Origin of the sequence: Pseudomonas sp. GCM10022186, from assembly GCF_042656385.1 — a bacterium.
GTDB lineage: Bacteria > Pseudomonadota > Gammaproteobacteria > Pseudomonadales > Pseudomonadaceae > Metapseudomonas.
The window spans coordinates 1-18,135 of the sequence record NZ_JBHSOU010000005.1 but is presented as its reverse complement, the minus strand read 5'-3'; the positions used below and the strand labels follow the sequence as shown (position 1 = coordinate 18,135).

The 18,135-nt window shown below is 67.4% G+C and carries 17 protein-coding genes; 12 read left to right on the top strand and 5 right to left on the bottom strand.

Going from position 1 to position 18,135, the window contains the following annotated elements; genetic code table 11:
* Window positions 1–235: 235 nt before the first annotated feature.
* Entirely contained in the window at window positions 236–1,096 is an 861-nt protein-coding gene (locus ACFPU0_RS03955; RefSeq protein ID WP_377691486.1) for a LysR family transcriptional regulator, read from the top strand.
* A gap of 113 nt (window positions 1,097–1,209) precedes the next feature.
* On the opposite strand, the gene ACFPU0_RS03950 is transcribed toward ACFPU0_RS03955, so the two are convergent.
* Entirely contained in the window at window positions 1,210–2,376 is a 1,167-nt protein-coding gene (locus ACFPU0_RS03950; RefSeq protein ID WP_377691485.1) for an HPP family protein, read from the bottom strand.
* A 435-nt stretch (window positions 2,377–2,811) separates the two neighbouring features.
* Between ACFPU0_RS03950 and ACFPU0_RS03945 the strand changes: the two genes are divergently transcribed.
* The 6 genes from ACFPU0_RS03945 (at window position 2,812) to ACFPU0_RS03920 (ending at window position 9,420) form a co-directional block, all read left to right on the top strand.
* Window positions 2,812–4,047, top strand: coding sequence for an SfnB family sulfur acquisition oxidoreductase (locus tag ACFPU0_RS03945; protein ID WP_377691484.1), 1,236 nt, complete (start codon window positions 2,812–2,814; stop codon window positions 4,045–4,047).
* Window positions 4,048–4,055: 8 nt separating this feature from the next.
* Entirely contained in the window at window positions 4,056–5,264 is a 1,209-nt protein-coding gene (locus ACFPU0_RS03940) for an SfnB family sulfur acquisition oxidoreductase (protein ID WP_377691483.1), read from the top strand.
* On the top strand, window positions 5,264–6,724 hold the full coding sequence (locus tag ACFPU0_RS03935) for an LLM class flavin-dependent oxidoreductase (protein WP_377691482.1): 1,461 nt from the start codon (window positions 5,264–5,266) through the stop codon (window positions 6,722–6,724). The genes ACFPU0_RS03940 and ACFPU0_RS03935 overlap by 1 nt, the downstream gene beginning before the upstream one ends.
* Window positions 6,725–6,756: 32 nt before the next feature.
* Window positions 6,757–7,554: a MetQ/NlpA family ABC transporter substrate-binding protein gene (locus tag ACFPU0_RS03930; protein ID WP_377691481.1), complete on the top strand. Its 798-nt coding sequence runs from the start codon at window positions 6,757–6,759 to the stop codon at window positions 7,552–7,554.
* Between the two features lie 149 nt (window positions 7,555–7,703).
* Window positions 7,704–8,783, top strand: coding sequence for a methionine ABC transporter ATP-binding protein (locus tag ACFPU0_RS03925; RefSeq protein ID WP_377691480.1), 1,080 nt, complete (start codon window positions 7,704–7,706; stop codon window positions 8,781–8,783).
* The gene (locus tag ACFPU0_RS03920; RefSeq protein WP_377691479.1) at window positions 8,767–9,420 is read left to right on the top strand and encodes a methionine ABC transporter permease; all 654 of its coding nucleotides are present in this window, start codon (window positions 8,767–8,769) and stop codon (window positions 9,418–9,420) included. Before ACFPU0_RS03925 ends, ACFPU0_RS03920 begins: the two co-directional genes overlap by 17 nt.
* Window positions 9,421–9,597: 177 nt before the next feature.
* On the opposite strand, the gene ACFPU0_RS03915 is transcribed toward ACFPU0_RS03920, so the two are convergent.
* Entirely contained in the window at window positions 9,598–10,035 is a 438-nt protein-coding gene (locus ACFPU0_RS03915) for an anti-virulence regulator CigR family protein (protein WP_377691478.1), read from the bottom strand.
* A 233-nt stretch (window positions 10,036–10,268) separates the two neighbouring features.
* Here ACFPU0_RS03915 and ACFPU0_RS03910 point away from each other — a divergent pair, with 233 nt between their 5' ends.
* A complete protein-coding gene (locus ACFPU0_RS03910; protein WP_377691477.1) occupies window positions 10,269–10,796 on the top strand; it encodes a hypothetical protein in 528 nt (175 codons plus the stop codon).
* A gap of 54 nt (window positions 10,797–10,850) precedes the next feature.
* Here ACFPU0_RS03910 and fahA read toward each other — a convergent pair whose 3' ends face one another.
* Together fahA and hmgA are read right to left on the bottom strand one after the other, a co-directional pair.
* The gene (gene fahA, locus ACFPU0_RS03905) at window positions 10,851–12,155 is read right to left on the bottom strand and encodes a fumarylacetoacetase (RefSeq protein WP_377691476.1); all 1,305 of its coding nucleotides are present in this window, start codon (window positions 12,153–12,155) and stop codon (window positions 10,851–10,853) included.
* Window position 12,156: 1 nt separating this feature from the next.
* The gene (gene hmgA / locus ACFPU0_RS03900) at window positions 12,157–13,452 is read right to left on the bottom strand and encodes a homogentisate 1,2-dioxygenase (protein ID WP_377691475.1); all 1,296 of its coding nucleotides are present in this window, start codon (window positions 13,450–13,452) and stop codon (window positions 12,157–12,159) included.
* A 102-nt stretch (window positions 13,453–13,554) separates the two neighbouring features.
* On the opposite strand from hmgA, the gene ACFPU0_RS03895 reads away from it, so the two are divergent.
* A complete protein-coding gene (locus tag ACFPU0_RS03895) occupies window positions 13,555–14,343 on the top strand; it encodes an IclR family transcriptional regulator (RefSeq protein WP_377691474.1) in 789 nt (262 codons plus the stop codon).
* Between the two features lie 34 nt (window positions 14,344–14,377).
* Here ACFPU0_RS03895 and ACFPU0_RS03890 read toward each other — a convergent pair whose 3' ends face one another.
* Window positions 14,378–15,259 (bottom strand): neutral zinc metallopeptidase, encoded by an 882-nt coding sequence (locus ACFPU0_RS03890; protein WP_377691473.1) that lies wholly within the window; start codon window positions 15,257–15,259, stop codon window positions 14,378–14,380.
* 149 nt (window positions 15,260–15,408) lie between these two features.
* Between ACFPU0_RS03890 and ACFPU0_RS03885 the strand changes: the two genes are divergently transcribed.
* The 3 genes from ACFPU0_RS03885 to ACFPU0_RS03875 form a co-directional block, all read left to right on the top strand.
* Entirely contained in the window at window positions 15,409–16,713 is a 1,305-nt protein-coding gene (locus ACFPU0_RS03885; protein WP_377691472.1) for an ATP-binding protein, read from the top strand.
* A gap of 5 nt (window positions 16,714–16,718) precedes the next feature.
* Window positions 16,719–17,633 (top strand): response regulator, encoded by a 915-nt coding sequence (locus ACFPU0_RS03880; protein ID WP_377691471.1) that lies wholly within the window; start codon window positions 16,719–16,721, stop codon window positions 17,631–17,633.
* A 155-nt stretch (window positions 17,634–17,788) separates the two neighbouring features.
* Window positions 17,789–18,135, top strand: a 347-nt coding sequence (locus ACFPU0_RS03875) for an IS110 family transposase (RefSeq protein WP_377691470.1), incomplete at its 3' end; no start/stop codon positions are given.

The following is an 18,135-nucleotide window of genomic DNA, read 5'->3' as shown; positions in this document are numbered from 1 at the left end:
CCTGCCACGGCATCGCTCGAACTCCCGCTTCGAAGGATTCCGCAAGCCTAGATGCGTTACCCATGTCTCCCGACACCCGTTACCTATGTCCCCCGGCTGAACACCATGCGCACCGATGGCGTGGCCATGACGCCGAGCTGAACTCGGTGCGCGCGGCGCACCCTACGGGATTGCGCGCCACAGGCGGAGCCGGGCCGGCTAGAATCGGCCTTTCCGTTCCCCATCGAGCACGTCCATGGACATCGACCTGGCGCGTACCTTCCTGGAGATCGTCCGCAGCGGCAGCTTCGTCGCTGCGGCCGAGCGCCTGCACGTCACCCAGACCACCATCACCGCGCGGGTGCAGAACCTCGAACAGCAGCTCGACTGCCGGCTCTTCGTACGCAATCGCGCCGGTGCGCGGCTGACCGCCGACGGCGAGGTGTTCGTCGCCTATGCCAACCAGCTGGTGCAGACCTGGGAGGCCGCGCGGCGCGACCTGCCGCTGCCCGAGGGCTATCGCGACGTGCTCAACCTGGGCGGCGAGACCAGCCTGTGCAGCCCGCTGGTGCTCAGCTGGGTGATTCGCCTGCGCGAGCGCATGCCCTCCCATGCGGTGCGTGCCGAGGTCGGCGAGGCGGGCTACCTGCAGCAGCAGCTGCAGAACGGCCTGCTGGATGCCGCCCTGGTCTATCGTCCCGACTACTGGCCGGGCCTGCAGGTGGAGTTGCTGTTGGAGGAGAAGTTGATCCAGGTGCGTTCGACGGCCAATCCCGAGCCCTACATCTACAACGACTGGGGCCCGGAATTCCGCCAGCGCCACGACGCCGCGCTACCCGAGAAGGCCAGCGCCGTGCTGGCCACCAACCTCGGGCCGCTGGCCCTGCACTACATCCTGCAATGCGGCGGCTCCGGTTACTTCCGGACCCGCGTGGTGCAGGGGCACCTGGAAAGCGGCGAGCTGGAACGGGTGGAGAAGGCGCCGGAATTCACCTATCCCACCTACCTGGTCTATTCCCGCGAGAAGGACTCCCCGGCCCTGCGCCAGGCCATCGAGCTGCTGCGCGAAGTGGCGGCCGAGGATATCGACTGGTCCCGGCGCTGGGACCCGATCTGACTGCGAGGTGGATAGAAAAGCGCTATCCCCCTACATGAGGGCCGATGCGTAGGGTGCGCCGTGCGCACCGGGGCGTCGCACAGGGATTCCGGTGCGCGCAGCGCACCCTGCGATCAGCTCGCCAGCTGCAACGCCGGCGGCTGGTGCAGGTCCTGCAACCAGTTGCGGTAGAGCGCGGCGATCAGGTCGCTCTGGCTGACGATACCCACCACGCGGCCGCCGTCGCCCAGCACCGGCAGGCAATGCAGGCCCTGGTCGGAGAGCAGCGACACCAGTTCCACCACGGGCGTATCCACGGTCACGCAGCGCACCGGGCGGGTCATCAGCCGTGACACGGGCGCCTCGCGGCGGGCGCGGAAGCGTTCGGCCAGGCCGCGTGGCGCGGTACTGGCGGCGTGGCCGATCAGGTCCACGAGGGTGAGGATGCCCACCAGCCGCTGCTTGTCGTCCAGCACCGGCAAGGCTTTCAGATGATGGCGGTCGAGCAGTCGCCACGCCTCGCTCACCGGGGTCTCGGGCGTGACGGTGCGCAGGTCGCGGGACATGATCCGGGCCGCCCGCAGATCGCCCATGGTGCGGCGCAGGGCGTGCTTTTCGGTGAGCTGGAGCAGGCGCTGGAGATCGTCGCGGGTCACGTCGACGACGCTGCCGAACTCCGCCAGGGCGCGGTCCAGGTCCACCTCGGCGAAGCCGTTGCGCTCTCCGGGCAGCGGGTCTGCGGTCAGGTGCGGGCCGCTGGCGGGATGGGCGATCTTGCGCGGATAGGGCGTGCCGCAGAGGTTGTGGAACAGCAGGGCGGTGACCACCAGCAGCAGTGAGCCCAGCAGTACCAGGAGCAGCAGGTGCCAGGCCGGTCCCGCGAGGAAGTGCCCGCTCAGGGCCGCGACCAGGGCCACGGCGCAGCTCGGCGGGTGCAGGCAACGCAGCGCCTGCATGCCCACCAGGCTGAAGCCGAAGGCCAGCGCGGGGGCCAGCAGCGGCTGCTCCACCCAGTGCCCCACCAGCAGGCCGACGGCAGCCGCCAGCACATTGCCGCCCACCACCGACCAGGGCTGGGCCACCGGGCTGGAGGCCAGGGCGAAGATCAGCACGGACGAGGCGCAGAAGGGCGCGGCCAGGCGCAACGCGAGATCGGCGCCGAACAGCCGGGAACAGATGAAGGTAGCCAGGGAAACGGCGATGCAGCCGCCGATGGCGGCACGCAGCCACTCCCTGGGAGGGGCGTTGCTGGCGTCCGGCAGCAGGCGTTGCAGCCAGAGACGCAGTGGGTTCTGGGGCATGGGCAGGGCACTGGGCAGTTAGTAAAGGGAGAGGCCGCGAAGGCCCCTCAATCCCACCGAAGTGGGGGCTCCATCCTTGGATATGGAAACGTCTTTTTCTCGCGCCTGGTTCCTCGGGAGACCTGCCTGGGCAGGGCTCGGCCGGGCCGGGCGTCGTAGATGGGGGCATGCTAAGGGGCGAAAAAATAGAAGGCTAATGAATGTTATTGCTTGATAAGTGCAGAAAAAATGATGGATTGACCCTTGAAGCCAAGTGTTGCTCCAGCAGCAGCTGACCAGCAAGTTGTCTGCTTCATCCAGATGCAACTGTTGATGAAAAATCGTAACTAATTGAATTTAAACAATAAATCTAGTTGGCACGGGTGCTGCTAGCTCTCTCTGCAAGTCAGGCCGCGACTGTCCGTGGCGAAACAGCAAGGGAAGAGAACCTGCCCCATGACTCACTCAAATGCCCACAACGCATTTCGTGACCAGGCCCCGCCACTGCTCCCGGCGGCGCTGATCGAAAACGACGCACAGGCCCTGCAAGCCGCTCACGAGGTGGCGAAGCTGGCCAGGATCGAGGCCGCCAGGCGGGACCGCGAACGCGAGCTGCCCTGGCGCGAACTGGAACATTTCACCCGCCTGGGGCTGGGTGGCATCCGCATCCCCCGCGCCTACGGCGGCGCCGAGGTTTCCCACGCCACCCTGGCGGAAGTCTTCCGCATCATCTGCGCCGCCGACCCGGCCCTGGGGCAGATCCCGCAGAACCAGTTCGGCCTGCTCAGCGTGGTGGAGAACGTCGGCAGCGAGGACCAGAAGCGCAGAGTCTTCGCCGGCATCCTCGCGGGCCGCCGCCTGGCCAATGCCGGGCCGGAGCGCAATACGAAGCACACCCTGGAGATCAAGGCGCGTATAACCCGCAGCGACCAGGGCCTGAAGGTGTCCGGCGAGAAGTTCTATTCCACCGGCGCGCTGTTCGCTCACTGGGTGGCGGTCAAGGCCATCGATGACGACGGCATCGGCGTGCTCGGCCTGGTGGAGCGCGGCGTTCCGGGCCTCGCCATAGTCGACGACTGGTCCGGCTTCGGCCAGCGCACCACCGCCAGCGGCACCGTGCTGCTGGACCAGGCGCCGGTGGCCTTTGATCTGGTGTTCCACAACAGCCGCCTGGCCGAGGTGCCGAGCATCCAGGGCGCGCTGTCGCAGCTGATCCAGGCGGCCATCGATGCCGGTATCGCCGAGGCCGCCATCGACGACGCCATCGCCTTCGTCCGTGAGCGTGCGCGGCCCTGGGTGGACGCCGGCGTCGAGCGCGCCAGCGAGGAGCTCTACAGCATTGCCGAGATCGGCCGCCTGAAGGTCGAGCTGCATGCCGCCAACGCCTTGCTGGAGCGCGCCGGCCAGGTGCTGGACGAAGTGGCCGCCGCGCCCATCGACGCCGAATCCGCCGCCCGCGCCTCCATCGCCGTGGCCGAGGCCAAGGTGCTGACCACCGAAGTCAGCCTGCTGGCCAGCGAAAAGCTCTTCGAGCTGGCCGGCAGCCGCGCCACCCTCGCCGAATTCAACCTCGACCGCCACTGGCGCAACGCCCGCGTGCACACCCTGCACGACCCGGTGCGCTGGAAGGTCCAGGCCGTCGGCAACTACCACCTGAATGGCGCCTTCCCGGCGCGCCACTCCTGGATCTGAGGACCGCCATGACCATCGTCCATCCGCAACCCACCGATGCCGTGGCCATCATTCGCGACGACGCCGAAGCCCTCGAAGTGGCCCGCCGCATCGCCGCGGTGTTCGAACCGGGCGCCGCCGAGCGCGACCGCGAGCGGCGCCTGCCTTTCGATGAACTGGAACTGTTCAGCCGCTCCGGCCTGTGGGGCATCGGCGTGCCCCGCGAATACGGCGGCGCCGGGGTTTCCCGGGTCACCCTGGCGCGGGTGATCGCCATCATCAGCGCGGCGGACGCCTCCCTGGGGCAGATTCCGCAGAACCATTTCTACGCCCTGGAAGTGCTGCGGGTGAACGGCACGCCGGAGCAGCAGCGCCGCCTGTTCGCCGCCGCCCTGGCCGGCCAGCGCTTCGGCAACGCCCTGGCCGAGATCGGCACGCGCACCGCCAACGACCGCACCACCAGGTTGGTGAAGGACGGCGCCGGCTACCGCATCCAGGGGCGCAAGTTCTATTGCACCGGCGCCCTCTACGCCCACCGCGTGCCCACACTGGTGGTGGCCGAGGATGGCCACCAGTACCTGGCCTTCGCCGAGCGCAACGCCCCTGGCCTGACGGTGATCGACGACTGGTCCGGCTTCGGCCAGCGCACCACCGGCAGCGGCTCGGTGGTATTCGACGACGTGCCGGTGGCCGCCGAGGACCTGGTGTCCTTCCAGGCCGCCTTCGAGCGCCCGACCACGGTCGGCCCCTTCGCCCAGGTCCTCCACGCCGCCATCGACGCCGGCATCGCCCGCGCCGCCTATGAGGACGCCCTGGCGTTCGTCCGCAGCCGCTCGCGGCCGTGGATCGACTCGGGCGTGGACAAGGCCAGCGACGACCCGCTGACCATCCAGGAATTCGGCCGCCTGGCGATCCGCCTGCACGCCGCCGAGGCCATCCTCGACCGCGCCGGGCGCCTGCTGGACGCCGCCACCGCCGAGCCGAATGCCGAATCCGTGGCCGCCGCCTCCCTCGGCGTCGCCGAGGCCCGCGCCCTGACCACCGAAGTATCCCTGGCGGCCGGCAGCAAGCTGTTCGAGCTCGCCGGCACCCGCGCCAGCCTGGCCGAGCACAACCTCGACCGCCACTGGCGCAATGCCCGGGTGCACACCCTGCACGACCCGGTGCGCTGGAAGTACCACGCGGTGGGCAACTTCTATCTCAATGGGCAACTGCCGCCGCGCCGGGGGACGATCTGATGGCGCGCAAGCAGATCCTCCTCAACGCCTTCAACATGAACTGCGTGGGGCACATCAACCACGGGCTCTGGACCCATCCACGGGACCGCTCGGCCGACTACCGCAAGCTGTCCCACTGGACCGAGCTGGCGCAATTGCTGGAGCGCGGCCTGTTCGACGGGCTGTTCCTGGCGGACATAGTCGGCGTCTACGACGTCTACCAGGGCAACGTCGACCTGACCCTGAAGGAAAGCATCCAGCTGCCGGTGAACGACCCGCTGCTGCTGGTCTCCGCCATGGCCGGGGCGACGCGGCACCTGGGCTTCGGCCTCACCGCCAACCTGAGCTACGACGCGCCGTACCTGTTCGCCCGGCGCATGTCCACGCTGGACCACCTCACCGAGGGCCGGGTGGGCTGGAACATCGTCACCGGCTACCTGGAAAGCGCCGCCCGCGCCATGGGCCTCACGCAGCAGGTGGAACACGACCGCCGCTACGACCAGGCCGACGAATACCTGGAGGTGCTCTACAAGCTCTGGCAGGGCAGCTGGGAAGAGGGCGCGGTGCTCAACGACCGCCAGCGGCGCATCTACGCCCAGCCGGAGAAGGTGCACAAGGTCAGTCACCACGGCGAGTTCTTCGACGTCGAGGGCTACCACCTCTGCGAACCCTCGCCCCAGCGCACCCCGGTGCTGTTCCAGGCCGGCGCCTCGGCGCGCGGACTGCGCTTCGCCGGCGAGCACGCCGAGTGCGTGTTCATCAGCGGCAACGACAAGGCCGCCACCCGCGCCCAGGTGGACAAGGTGCGCGCCGCAGCTGGGGCCGCCGGCCGCGATCCGCAGTCGGTGAAGGTGTTCATGGGTATCAGCGTCATCGTCGCGCCCACCGAGGCAGAGGCGCGGGCGAAACATGCCGAGTACCTGGCCCATGCCAGCGCCGAGGCGGGCGTGGCGCACTTCGCCAGCTCCACCGGCATCGACTTCTCCCGCTATGGCCAGGACGAGCCGATCCCCTACGCGAAGACCAATGCCATCGAGTCCGCCGCCAGCAAGCTCAGGGACAACAGCCTGACCCGCCGCGACCTGCTGCGCCAGCACGCCCTGGGCGGGCGCTACATCCTGCTGGTGGGCTCGCCCAGCCAAGTGGCCGATGAGCTGCTGGCCTGGATCGACGAGACCGGCCTGGACGGCTTCAACCTGACCCGCATCGTCACCCCGGAAAGCTACGCCGACTTCATCGCCCTGGTGGTGCCGGAACTGCAGGCGCGCGGCGCCTACAAGACCGCGTATGCCGAGGGCACCCTGCGCCACAAGCTGTTCGGCGCCGGGGACCGGTTGCCCGCCGACCATCGCGGCGCTTCCGTGGGGCGAATTTCCTCCGTAGGGGCGAATTCATTCGCCAAGCAGGCCGAGGGCCTGTCCTTCGAGGACCCCGGGAGCGCTGCGCGCTCCTTGGCGAATGAATTCGCCCCTACAAGCTGATTCCCATCAAGACATTCCAAAGGACCACACCCATGCCCAAGCACATCCTCAAATCCCTCACCCTCGGCCTGCTGCTGGCCACCGGCCTGGCCCATGCCGCCGATTCCACCGTCCTCAAGGTCGGCACCACCGCCGCCTTCGCCCCGCCGCTGGAAGTGGCGGTGGAGGAGGCCGCGAAGCAGGGCCTGAAGGTCGAGCTGGTGGAATTCACCGACTGGAACTCGCCGAACATCACCCTGGCCGCCGGCGACATCGACGTGAACTACTTCCAGCACACCCCCTTCCTGGAGAACGCCCGCAAGGAAGGCGGCTTCCAGCTCAAGCCCTTCGCCCCCGGCGTGATCAACAACGTCGGCCTCTACTCGAAGAAGTACAAAGCCATCGCCGATCTGCCGGCAGGCGCCAAGGTGGCCATCGCCAACGACCCCATCAACGGCGGCCGTGGCCTGCAGCTGCTGCAGAAGGCCGGGCTGCTGAAGCTCAAGGACGGCGTCGGCTACAAGGCCACCCTGGACGACATCGTCGAGAACCCCAAGCGCATCGAGATCATCGAGCTGGAAGCCGTGCAGCTGGTACGCGCCCTGGATGACGTCGACCTGGCCCAGGGCTACCCGCACTACCTCCGCCTGGCCGGCACCCTGGACCCGAACAGCGCGCTGCTGTTCGACGGCATCGAGAACAAGGAATACATCATCCAGTTCGTCACCCGTGCCGATTACCAGGACGACGGCCGCCTGGCGAAATTCGTGGACATCTACCAGCACGCGCCGCAGGTCCGCGCGGCCCTCGACAAGGCTCACGGCAAGCTTTACCAGCCGGGTTGGGAATAAGCAGGCGAAGCCTGCTTTTTGTAGGGGCGAATTCATTCGCCAAGGGCGGCAACGCTGCCCCCGCGGCCTGGAAGGGCAGACCTTCGGCCTGCTTGGCGAATGAATTCGCCCCTACAGAGATCGGTGTCACAACTATCGAGAGGCCCTACATGGTCAGTTTCAACCGCAACATCAGCCTGGACCTGCCGCATATCCGCCTGCAGGGGCTGGGCAAGGCCTACCAGGGCAGCAAGGGACCGGTGCAGGCGCTGCAGGGCATCGACCTGGAGATCCGCCGGGGCGAGGTGTTCGGCATCATTGGCCGCAGCGGCGCCGGCAAGTCGTCGCTGATCCGCACCCTCAACCGCCTGGAGAAGCCCAGTGCCGGGCAGGTGGTGATAGACGAGAAAGACATCGGCGCCTTCGACGACAAGCAACTGGTGCTGCTGCGTCGCCGGGTCGGCATGATCTTCCAGCACTTCAACCTGATGTCGGCCAAGACGGTCTGGCAGAACGTCGCCCTGCCGCTGAAGGTGGCCGGCGTACCCAAGGCCGAGATCGAGCGCAAGGTCGCCGAGTTACTGGCCCTGGTAGGGCTTTCGGAAAAACGTGACGCCTACCCGGCGCAGCTCTCCGGCGGGCAGAAACAGCGCGTCGGCATCGCCCGCGCGCTGGTGCACCAGCCGGAAATACTGCTCTGCGACGAGGCCACCTCGGCCCTGGACCCGGAAAGCACCCAGGCCATCCTCGCGCTGCTGCGGGACATCAACCGGCGCCTCGGCCTGACCATCGTCCTGATCACCCACGAGATGGGCGTGATCCGCGAAATCTGCGACCGCGTGGTGGTGCTGGAGCGCGGCCAGGTGGTGGAGCAGGGCGAGGTCTGGCGGGTGTTCGGCGACCCGCGGCACGAGGTCACCCGCACCCTGCTGGGCACCCTGCGCCATGACCTGCCGGACGATCTGCTGGCGCGCCTGGTCAACCAGCCACAGGCCGGTGCCAACGAGCTGCTGCTGGACCTGCACTTCACCGGCGCCAGCGGCCGCGAGCCGGACCTGCTGGCCATCGCCCAGGCCCTGGGTACGCGGGTGAGCCTGGTGCACGGCGGCATCGACCGCATCCAGGGCCGCGCCCAGGGCCACCTGCTGCTCAGCGCCGCGCTGGCGGGACAGGGTGGCCTGGAATTGCTGGAGCGGGCTCGGCCGCTGGCGGACAAGGCGGAGGTGCTCGGCTATGTCGCCCATGCTTGACCGCCTGCTGCAGGGCATCCTCGACACCCTGTTGATGATCGGGGTGTCCTCGCTGATCGTCTTCCTGGTGGGGATTCCGCTGGCGCTGGTGCTGGTCACCACCGGCCCCGGCGGCATCTTCGAGGCCCGTGCGCTGAATCGCGCCCTGGGCAGCGTGGTGAACGTGCTGCGCTCGATTCCCTTCCTGATCCTGATGGTGGCGCTGATCCCCTTCACCCGGCTGATCGTCGGCACCAGTTATGGCGTCTGGGCCGCCGTGGTGCCGCTGACCATCGCCGCCACGCCGTTCTTCGCGCGCATCGCCGAAGTGAGCCTGCGTGAGGTGGATTTCGGCCTTGTGGAGGCGGCCCAGGCCATGGGCTGCCAGCGCCGCCACATCATCTGGAACGTGCTGCTGCCGGAGGCGCGGCCAGGGATCGTCGGGGGGTTCACCATCACCCTGGTGACCATGATCAACTCCTCGGCCATGGCCGGCGCCATCGGTGCCGGCGGCTTGGGCGACCTGGCGTACCGCTACGGCTACCAGCGCTTCGATACCCAGATCATGCTGACGGTGATCATCCTGCTGGTGGTGCTGGTGACCCTGATCCAGTTCGGTGGGGACAGGCTAGCGCGGGTGCTTAACAAGCGGGTGTGAGCGGGGAGTTTCCCTCTCCCCCAACCCCTCTCCCTGAAGGGAGAGGGGAGCGATTCCGTGCCAGGTCAAACAGGGTGCCTGGTATCACGCCGAGTTTCCGGCGATCACGCCACCGTCAGGCACGAGTCACCCCTCTCCTCTTCAGGGAGAGGGGACGGGGGAGAGGGTGGCGGCCCTTCAGTCCATCACATCCTGCAGCACTTCGTAGATGATGCCGGTGGCCACGGCCACCAGGATCAGGTCGGTGCCGGCGCGCACCCAGTCGTAGCCTTCGTAGTGGGGCAGGCGGCTGACCAGGCGTCCGTCGAGCTTCTTGGCGATGCCTGGCGGCAGCGGCTTGCCGCGCGCCAGGTTCTTCTGGATGCCCGGGGGCAGCGCCTGCGCAGGGCCCCAGTATTCGCGGTTGTCGCCGAGGATGATGCGGATGCCGCCGATATCCACCTGCGGACCGCTAGCGGACCAGTTGCTGCCCTGGCCACCCTGGTCGCCGGCGTTGCCGTGCTGGGCAGAGTTGCCATGGCCCTTGTTCTTGCCGGGGTCGGCCAGCAGGGCCGGCGAGCCCGTCACGAGGGCGAGGCTGGTGAATGCTGCGATGAGGGTACGGGTTCTGGTCATGTCCTTGGCCTCCGTGAGGGATTGTTTCCCTTGCCGATCGACTGCGAAACGCGGGGGTAACGCGGCAACTATCGCAGAAAAAACGACGGGTCGGATGGGATCGAAACATGATCGCATTCAAAAAAATCGAACCAGGCGTCGTCTAAAGCTGTCCGCTCGTCTCCGGCACTGAACCGGCGTCGGCGGCGAGAGTCTCACGGCTAATCGTGAAACAAGCCTGTGGAGGCTCCAAATTGATCAATAAGAAAACCCTGTTGGCCGCGGCCACCTGTGCGATGGTCTTCGCGGCGGGAACCGTCCTCCCGGGCGGTGCATCCCTGGTCGACTCCGCCTATGCCCGCGGCAATGGCGGCGGCGGTGGTGGCGGTGGTGCCGGCGGCGGTGGCGGTCACGGCGGTGGCCATGGCGGCGGTTTTGGTGGCGGCTACGGCGGCGGCCATGCCGGCAGCCACGATGGCAAGGGTAATGGCTATGGCCGTGACGGCGGACATACCGGCAAGGGCAACAGCTACGGCCGCGACGCCGACCATACCGGCAAGGCCACCCGCAATGGCGAGGACAAGGGCAACCGCTATGGCAGCCTGCGCAACGACGACAACGGTCACGGCTACGCCACTTCGGCCGTCGCCCGTGACAAGGACAGCCGTGGCCTGGCCAATGCCCGTGCCGTCGCCGATACCACCCCGGGCGACCACAACTCCGATGGCCTGGGCAAGGCGGGCGTCTCCTCGAGCAAGAACGACAGCAAGAACGACCGCTAGAAACGACCGCTAGAAACGACCGGGGGCAACCTGATGGTTGCCCCCACTCTTACCTCAACGCGCCGCCAGCAACACCCCACGGCATTCGCCGAAGCCGATGCTGGGGTAGCCCTCCCGCTGGCAACGGGCGCGCAGGATCACTTCATCCCCGTCCTCGAGGAAGGTGCGCCGCTCGCCGTTCGGCAGGCTGATGGGCTGCTTGCCGCCGAAGGTGCTTTCCAGCAGGCTGCCGAAGGCCTCCGGTTGCGGACCCGAGAGGGTGCCGGAACCGAACAGGTCGCCGGCCTGCAGCTTGCAGCCACCGACGCTGTGGTGGGCCACCATCTGCGCCACGGTCCAGTACATGTTCAGGGTATTGCTCAGCGCCAGGCGTTGGGGCGCCAGCCCCTGTTCGCGCATGGCGGCGGTGAGGATCAGCACTTCCAGTTCGATATCGAAGGCGCCATTGGCCTGGTCGGCTTCGTCCAGCAGGTAGGGCAGGGGCTGCGGATCGCCTTCCGGGCGCGCCGGCTGGGCGGCGCGGAAGGGTTCCAGGGCCTCGGCCGTGACCACCCAGGGCGAAACCGTGGTGCCGAAGTTCTTCGCCAGGAAGGGGCCGAGCGGCTGGTATTCCCAGGCCTGCACGTCACGGGCGGACCAGTCGTTGAGCAGGCAGTAGCCGGCGATATGGTCCTGGGCCCGGCCGATGGCGATGGACTCGCCCATCTCGTTGCCCTGGCCGATCCAGATGCCCAGTTCCAGTTCGTAGTCCAGGCGCTTGCTGGGGCCGAAGTTCGGCACTTCCTGGCCCGGCGGCATGGTCTGGCCGAGGGGGCGGCGCACCGGCGTGCCGGAGACGCAGACGGTGGACGCGCGGCCGTGGTAGCCGATGGGCACGTACTTGTAGTTGGGCAGCAGCGGGTTGTCCGGGCGGAACAGGCGGCCGACGTTGTTGGCGTGGTGGATGCCCACGTAGAAGTCGGTGTAGTCGCCCACCTTGGCCGGCAGGTGCAGCTGGCAGGTGGCGGCGGCCGGCAGCAGGGCCTGGCCCATGGCCTCCAGACGTGCCTGGGCGTGGCTGCCTTCGGCCAGCAGCTCCTGCAGCTGGGCGCGCAGGGCTCGGCGGGCGGAGGCGCCCAGGGCGAAGAAGGCGTTCAGGTTGTCGCTGCAGACGGAGCGGGCGGCGTCGCTCGCTTCACCGCTGAACAGTTCGGCGTCGGCGGCCACCTTGAGGTCGAAGATGGCGTCGCCGATGGCCACGCCGCCGCGCGGCGAGGCGCCGGCCGGGCTGAAGATGCCCAGCGGGAGGTTCTGCAGGGGGAAGTCGGGGTGGCCGTTGGCGGAAGCGATCCAGCTACGGCGATTGTCTGGTTGGGTCATGTCAGATCCTGCCCTTGTCGAATGTCTTGGCCATGCCGGCCCAGCATGCATCGTAGTCGCTCTGCAGCTGCGGACATTCCAGCGCGTACTGGCTGGGGCGCAGCACACGGCTGGTCTCGAACATGAAGGCCATGGTGTTGTCGATCTTGTGCGGCTTGAGATCGGCGGCGATGGCGGCGGTGTTGGTGGCGTTGTCCGGGCCGTGGGCGCTCATGCAGTTGTGCAGGGAGGCGCCGCCGGGGGAGAAACCCTCGGCCTTGGCATCATAGGCCCCCTGGATCAGGCCCATGAACTCGTTCATCAGGTTGCGGTGGAACCACGGCGGACGGAAGGTGTTCTCGGCCACCATCCAGCGTGGCGGGAAGATCACGAAGTCGACGTTGGCCTGGCCATGGGTGTCGCTGGGTGAGGTGAGCACGGTGAAGATGGACGGGTCCGGGTGGTCGTAGCTCACGGTGCCGATGGTGTTGAAGCGCCGCAGGTCGTACTTGTAGGGCACGTTGTTGCCGTGCCAGGCGACCACGTCCAGGGGCGAGTGATCAAGTGTGGTGGCCCAGAGTTCGCCGAGGAACTTCTGCACCAGCTCCACCTTGGTATCGATGTCTTCGTAATGGGCCACCGGGGCGAGGAAGTCCCGCGGGTTGGCCAGGCCGTTGCTGCCGATGGGACCGAGGTCCGGCAGGCGCAGGGCGGCGCCGTGGTTCTCGCAGATATAGCCGCGCGCGCTGGCGTCCAGCAGCTCGACGCGGAACTTCATGCCGCGCGGAATCACCGCGATTTCCAGGGGCTCCACGTCCAGCAGGCCCAGTTCGGTGGCGATGCGCAGGCGGCCCTGCTCGGGAACGATCAACAGCTCGCCATCGGCGTTGAAGAACACCCGCTGCATCGAGGCGTTGGCGCGGAACAGGTGCACGCTGACCCCCGAGGCCTGCTCGGCGTCCGCGGTGGCGGCGATGGTCAGCAGCCCGTCGATGAAGTCGGTGCGCTCGGCGGGGATGTCCTGGGGATTCCAGCGCAGGCGGTTGGGGGTCACCGGGCCCAGGCGGTTGCCGGCGATCTGGCGTTCCAGGCGCTGGTACTGCGGATGCTGGGCCGAGGGTTTGATGCGGTACATCCAGGTCCGCCGGGACTCGCTGCGCGGCACGGTGAAGGCGGTGCCGGAGAGCAGTTCGGTATAGAGGCCGTAGGGCACTTTCTGCGGGGAGTTCTGGCCGACGGGCAGGGCGCCGGGCAGCGCTTCGCTGCTGAACTCGTTATCGAAACCGGATTGGTAAGTGAGCGGCGTGGGGGAGACCATGGCGACCTCGCTGTTTTTGTAATTGAATTACGCATAACGTAATTTGAAAGCCGAAAGGGGTCAAGCTATAACAGCGCCCAGCACAGCAACCAAGGCCAGGACATGACGAGCGAGAACGACAGCGCGGGCGCACCGCGGCGGCAGAAGGTGCAGGCCGCGGAAGTGGGCACCGACATCCTCAAGGGGCTGGCGGAGCTGGCGCCGGCCACCTCGCTGTCGAGGCTGGCCGAGCACGTCGGCATGCCGGCGAGCAAGGTGCACCGTTACCTCCAGGCACTGATCGCCAGCGGCTTCGCCGAGCAGGACGCCACTACCAATCACTATGGTCTCGGCCGCGAGGCGCTGCTGGTGGGCTTGGCTGCCATTGGGCGGCTGGATGTGGTGAAGGTTTCCATGCCTTATCTGGTGGAATTGCGCGATGCGCTGAACGAAACCTGCTTCCTCGCCGTATGGGGCAACAAGGGGCCGACCGTGGTCCATGTGGAGCAGGCCCTGCGCGCGGTGACCCTGGTGACCCAGGTGGGTTCGGTGCTGCCGCTACTGGGCTCGTCCACTGGCCTGGTGTTCAACACCTACCTGCCCGAGGCCGAAACCGCCTTCCTGCGCGATGAGGAACTGGCCCTGCCGGGCGTGCCCCCGGCCGCCGAGCTGCAGGAGCAGATGGCACAGATCCGCGCCACCGGCCTGCACCCCGTGCACGGCTTGCTGATGCCGGGGGTGAACGCCCTCTCGGCACCGCTGTTCGCCATCGGCAACAAGCTGGCCGGGGTGATCACCGTGGTCGGTGCGGCCAGTGTGTTCAGCGCCGATACCCAGGGTTCCGCCGCCGAACGCCTGCACCAGGCGGCTGAAGCCATCAGCTCGCGGATGGGCGGACGGCAGCCGGGGTAGGGGCGTACTCGCCCACAGGGGCTGCGGCGATGCGCTATTGCGCAACGCCACCGAACAGCTGGCTGCATTCCCTGGCGTCGCCGCTTTCAACGCCCAGCATGAACCAGCGCGTGCGCGCCTGGATGCTGCCCAGGGTGAGCGGGTCGCGCATCGGGGGCTGGCCCTGGCGTCTGGTGCGTTCGTCGCTCAGCGCGGCGACCGCCTTCAGCGCCTTCTCGATATCCGGGGGCTTCAACCACGGATACTTGCGCTGGGCATAGCTGGCCCAACTGCCCACCAGGCAGTCAGCCAGCAGCTCCTGGGCTTCTTCCAGGCTCTTGGGGCCTTCCGCCATTTCTCCGCGCGCGCCGTATTCCTTGATCCAGGCAGTGGTCCCCAACAGGTTCTGCACATGGTGGGCGGCTTCGTGGGCCACCACGTAGGTGAGCGCGAAGTCGCCCACCTCCGGGACGCGTTTGCGCAGTTCCTCCAGGTAGGTGAGGTCGAGGTAGATGCGCTTCTCCTCAGCGCAATAGAAGGGCCCGCTGGCAGCTCCCGATTGCTTGCAGGCTGCCTCGACCCGACCTTCGTAGAGTTCCAGCCGGGGTTTCCTGTAGACGTAGTCACCACGGGCAAGGAACTCGCCCCAGATATCCTCGACGCTACCCATCACCAGGTCGATCAGTTCCCGGGTGTCATCAGGTGCGTTCGCCGCGGCCGGCACCGGCGCAGCGGTAACGGGGTCCGGGGACGCGGTGACCTGCTCGGGAAACGCCGGCTGCGGCGGCTTCAGCCGGTCGATCAGGCGCGCCGGGCCGAAGGCCAGGTAGAGGGCCACACCGGCCAGCGCAATGAGGATCAGCAGCCAGGCCAGGATGCGCAGCAGGCGGAGCAGCAATCCGAAGCGGGGCTTCGGGGCGGCGGTTTTTTCGGGCATGACGTTAGGCTCCGGGGGGCATCGAGATTCAGTGTCGTCCCTTCCGCGCCGACTCGCCATGTCACCCGCGCGGATGAGACGCCTGTCACATGATGGCAACCTGATGCTGCTTGAATGCGCGGCACCCATCAGTCGCCGGAGTACCGATCATGGCAGCCGAAAGCAGTCTGGCTCGCCTGCTCAAGGCCGTGGAGCCGCTGGCCCCGGACATGAGCATCAGTGATGTGGCCGATCGCCTGCTGACCCGTGAACACAAGGCCTTCCTCTCCCTTCCCGTGGTGGATGGACAGGGGATGCCCCTGGGTCTGGTCAGCCGCTATACCTTGCAGGACATCTTCATGCAGCGTTTCGGCCGCGACCTCTGGGGTCGCCGGCCGGTGGCCGACGTGATGAACCCGGCGCCGCTCACCGTCGCCCTGGCCTCGGGCCTGGAGCTGGCGGCCAAGCGGGTCACGGCGCAATTGCAGTACCCCATTACCGAAGATTTCATCCTGGTGGACGAGCAGGGACGCTACCTGGGGCTCGGTACGGTGCTGGACCTGCTGAAGGCCATGGAATTGCGCATCGCCCAGCGCAACCTGGTGCTGCGCAAGGCGCTGGTGGACCTGAAGGAATCCCAGGCGCAACTGGTGCAGTCGGAGAAGATGGCATCCCTCGGCCAGATGGTGGCCGGGGTCGCCCACGAGTTGAATACGCCCCTGGGCTATGTGAAGAACAATGTGCAGCTGCTGGAAGAGCTGAACGCCCCGCTGTTCGCCCTCGCCGAGAGCCAGGCGGCACTGGCCGACTGCCTGGATGACCCGGCCTGCGACGAGCAACGCCTGGCCGACGCCCTGGAGCGCGCCGCCCGCATGCGCAAGGAGGCCGCGCCCGAGTTGCTGGCCGGCGATCTGCGCCAGTTGTTCGGCGACACCCTCTACGGCCTCGGCCAGATCACCGAGCTGGTATCCGGGCTGAAGGACTTCGCCCGCCTGGACCGCGCCATGAGCGAGGAAGTCGACCTCAACGACTGTATCCGCAGCGCCCTGCTGATCGCGCGCAACCACATCAAGGACAAGGCCGAGGTGATCCAGTCTCTCGGCGAGCTGCCGCGCATCGCCTGCGCGCCGTCGCAGATCAACCAGGTACTGCTCAACCTGTTCACCAACGCCGCCCAGGCCATGGACGGGCCGGGACGCATCCAGGTCAAGAGCTGGGCCGATGACCAGCAGCTGTTCATCTCGGTGCAGGACAGCGGCCGCGGCATGCCCCCCGAGGTCATGCGGCGCATCTTCGATCCCTTCTTCACCACCAAGCCGGTGGGCGAGGGCACCGGGCTGGGGTTGTCCATCAGCTACAAGATCATCCGCGACCACGGCGGCAGCATTCGCGTGGCCTCGGAGCCGGGGCGCGGAACGCGCTTTCTCATCAGCCTGCCGCGCAGCCAGGCTGTCGAACTGAAACGGAGCGCCTGAGGCCCATGACCACTCCCGTCCGCATCCTCTTCGTCGATGACGAGGAACGCATCCTGCGCAGCCTGGCGCTGCAGTTCCGCCGCCAGTACCAGGTGATCACCGAAAGCGATCCGCTGCGTGCGCTGCAGCGCCTGAAGGAAGAGTCGGTGCAGATCATCGTCAGCGACCAGCGCATGCCGCGGATGAGCGGCGCGGAGTTGCTCGCGCGCTCGCGGGAAACCGCCCCGGACTGCCTGCGCATTCTGCTCACCGGCTATTCCGACCTGGACGCGGCGGTGGAGGCCCTGAACAGCGGCGGTATCTTCCGTTACCTGACCAAGCCCTGGGATCCGCAGGAAATGGCCTTCACCCTGCGCCAGGCGGCGGAGATCGCCGCGCGCCAGGCCGCCGCGCCGATCAGCGCCGCCACCCGCCTGCTGGCCGAGCCGCTCTCCCTGCTGTTGCTGGACGACGACCCGGAAACCCTGCACTGCGTCGAGGCCTTCTGCCAGGCCGGCGGCCACCGCCTGCTGCGGGCGCACAGCCTGAGCGAGGCCCTGGTGATACTCAACATGGAAGCGGTGGACCTGCTGGTCAGCGACCTGAAGCTGGGCGGCGAGGACCTGGCGCCGCTGCTGAAATCCCTGGCCCAGGCCCACCCGCGCCTGCTGAGCCTGGTGGTTACCCCCTTCCGTGACACCCAGGCACTGCTCAAGCTGATCAACGAGGCGCAGATCTTCCGCTACCTGCCCAAGCCGATTCGCCGCGGCCTGTTCGAGAAGGGCCTGAAGGCCGCAGCCGAACAGTCCTTCCTCTGGCGCGCCCAACCCTTGCAGGTGGTTCCGCGCGTGGCCGATGCGCCGAAGGAGGCCGGCGAGAGCCAGAAGGTCGGCAGCCTGCTGGGGATGTTGGCGCGCTTGCGGGAGCGGGTGATCGCGTGAAGCAAGACAGGGGCCGCGTCGCAGCCCTTTTCGCGAATGAATTCGCCCCCACAGGGCCTGTAGCTTTGTAGGGCAATGAAATGGACTCCTCCCTCCTTCGGCGTCGGTGCGCCAGACTGAGGTTGCGAGCAAACAGTCCCGGAGGGGGAGTCCAGATGAAACTTAAACGTATTGGCGTCGATCTGGCAAAGCAGGTTTTTCAGCTTCACGGGGTCGACAGTCACGAGCAGGTGCAGTGCCGCCGGCAGCTCAAGCGCGCCCAGATGCGGGAGTTCTTCCGGCGGCTGGAGCCGTGCCTGGTGGCGATGGAGGCCTGTGGCAGTGCGCACTATTGGGCCCGTGAATTGCGCCAGCTGGGGCATGAGGTCCGCTTGATCGCGCCGCAGTTCGTCAAACCGTACGTCAAAGGCGACAAGCATGATGCGCATGACGCCGAGGCGATCTGTGAAGCGGCCAGCCGACCCGGCATGCACTACGTGCCGGTGAAGAGTGCCGAGCAACA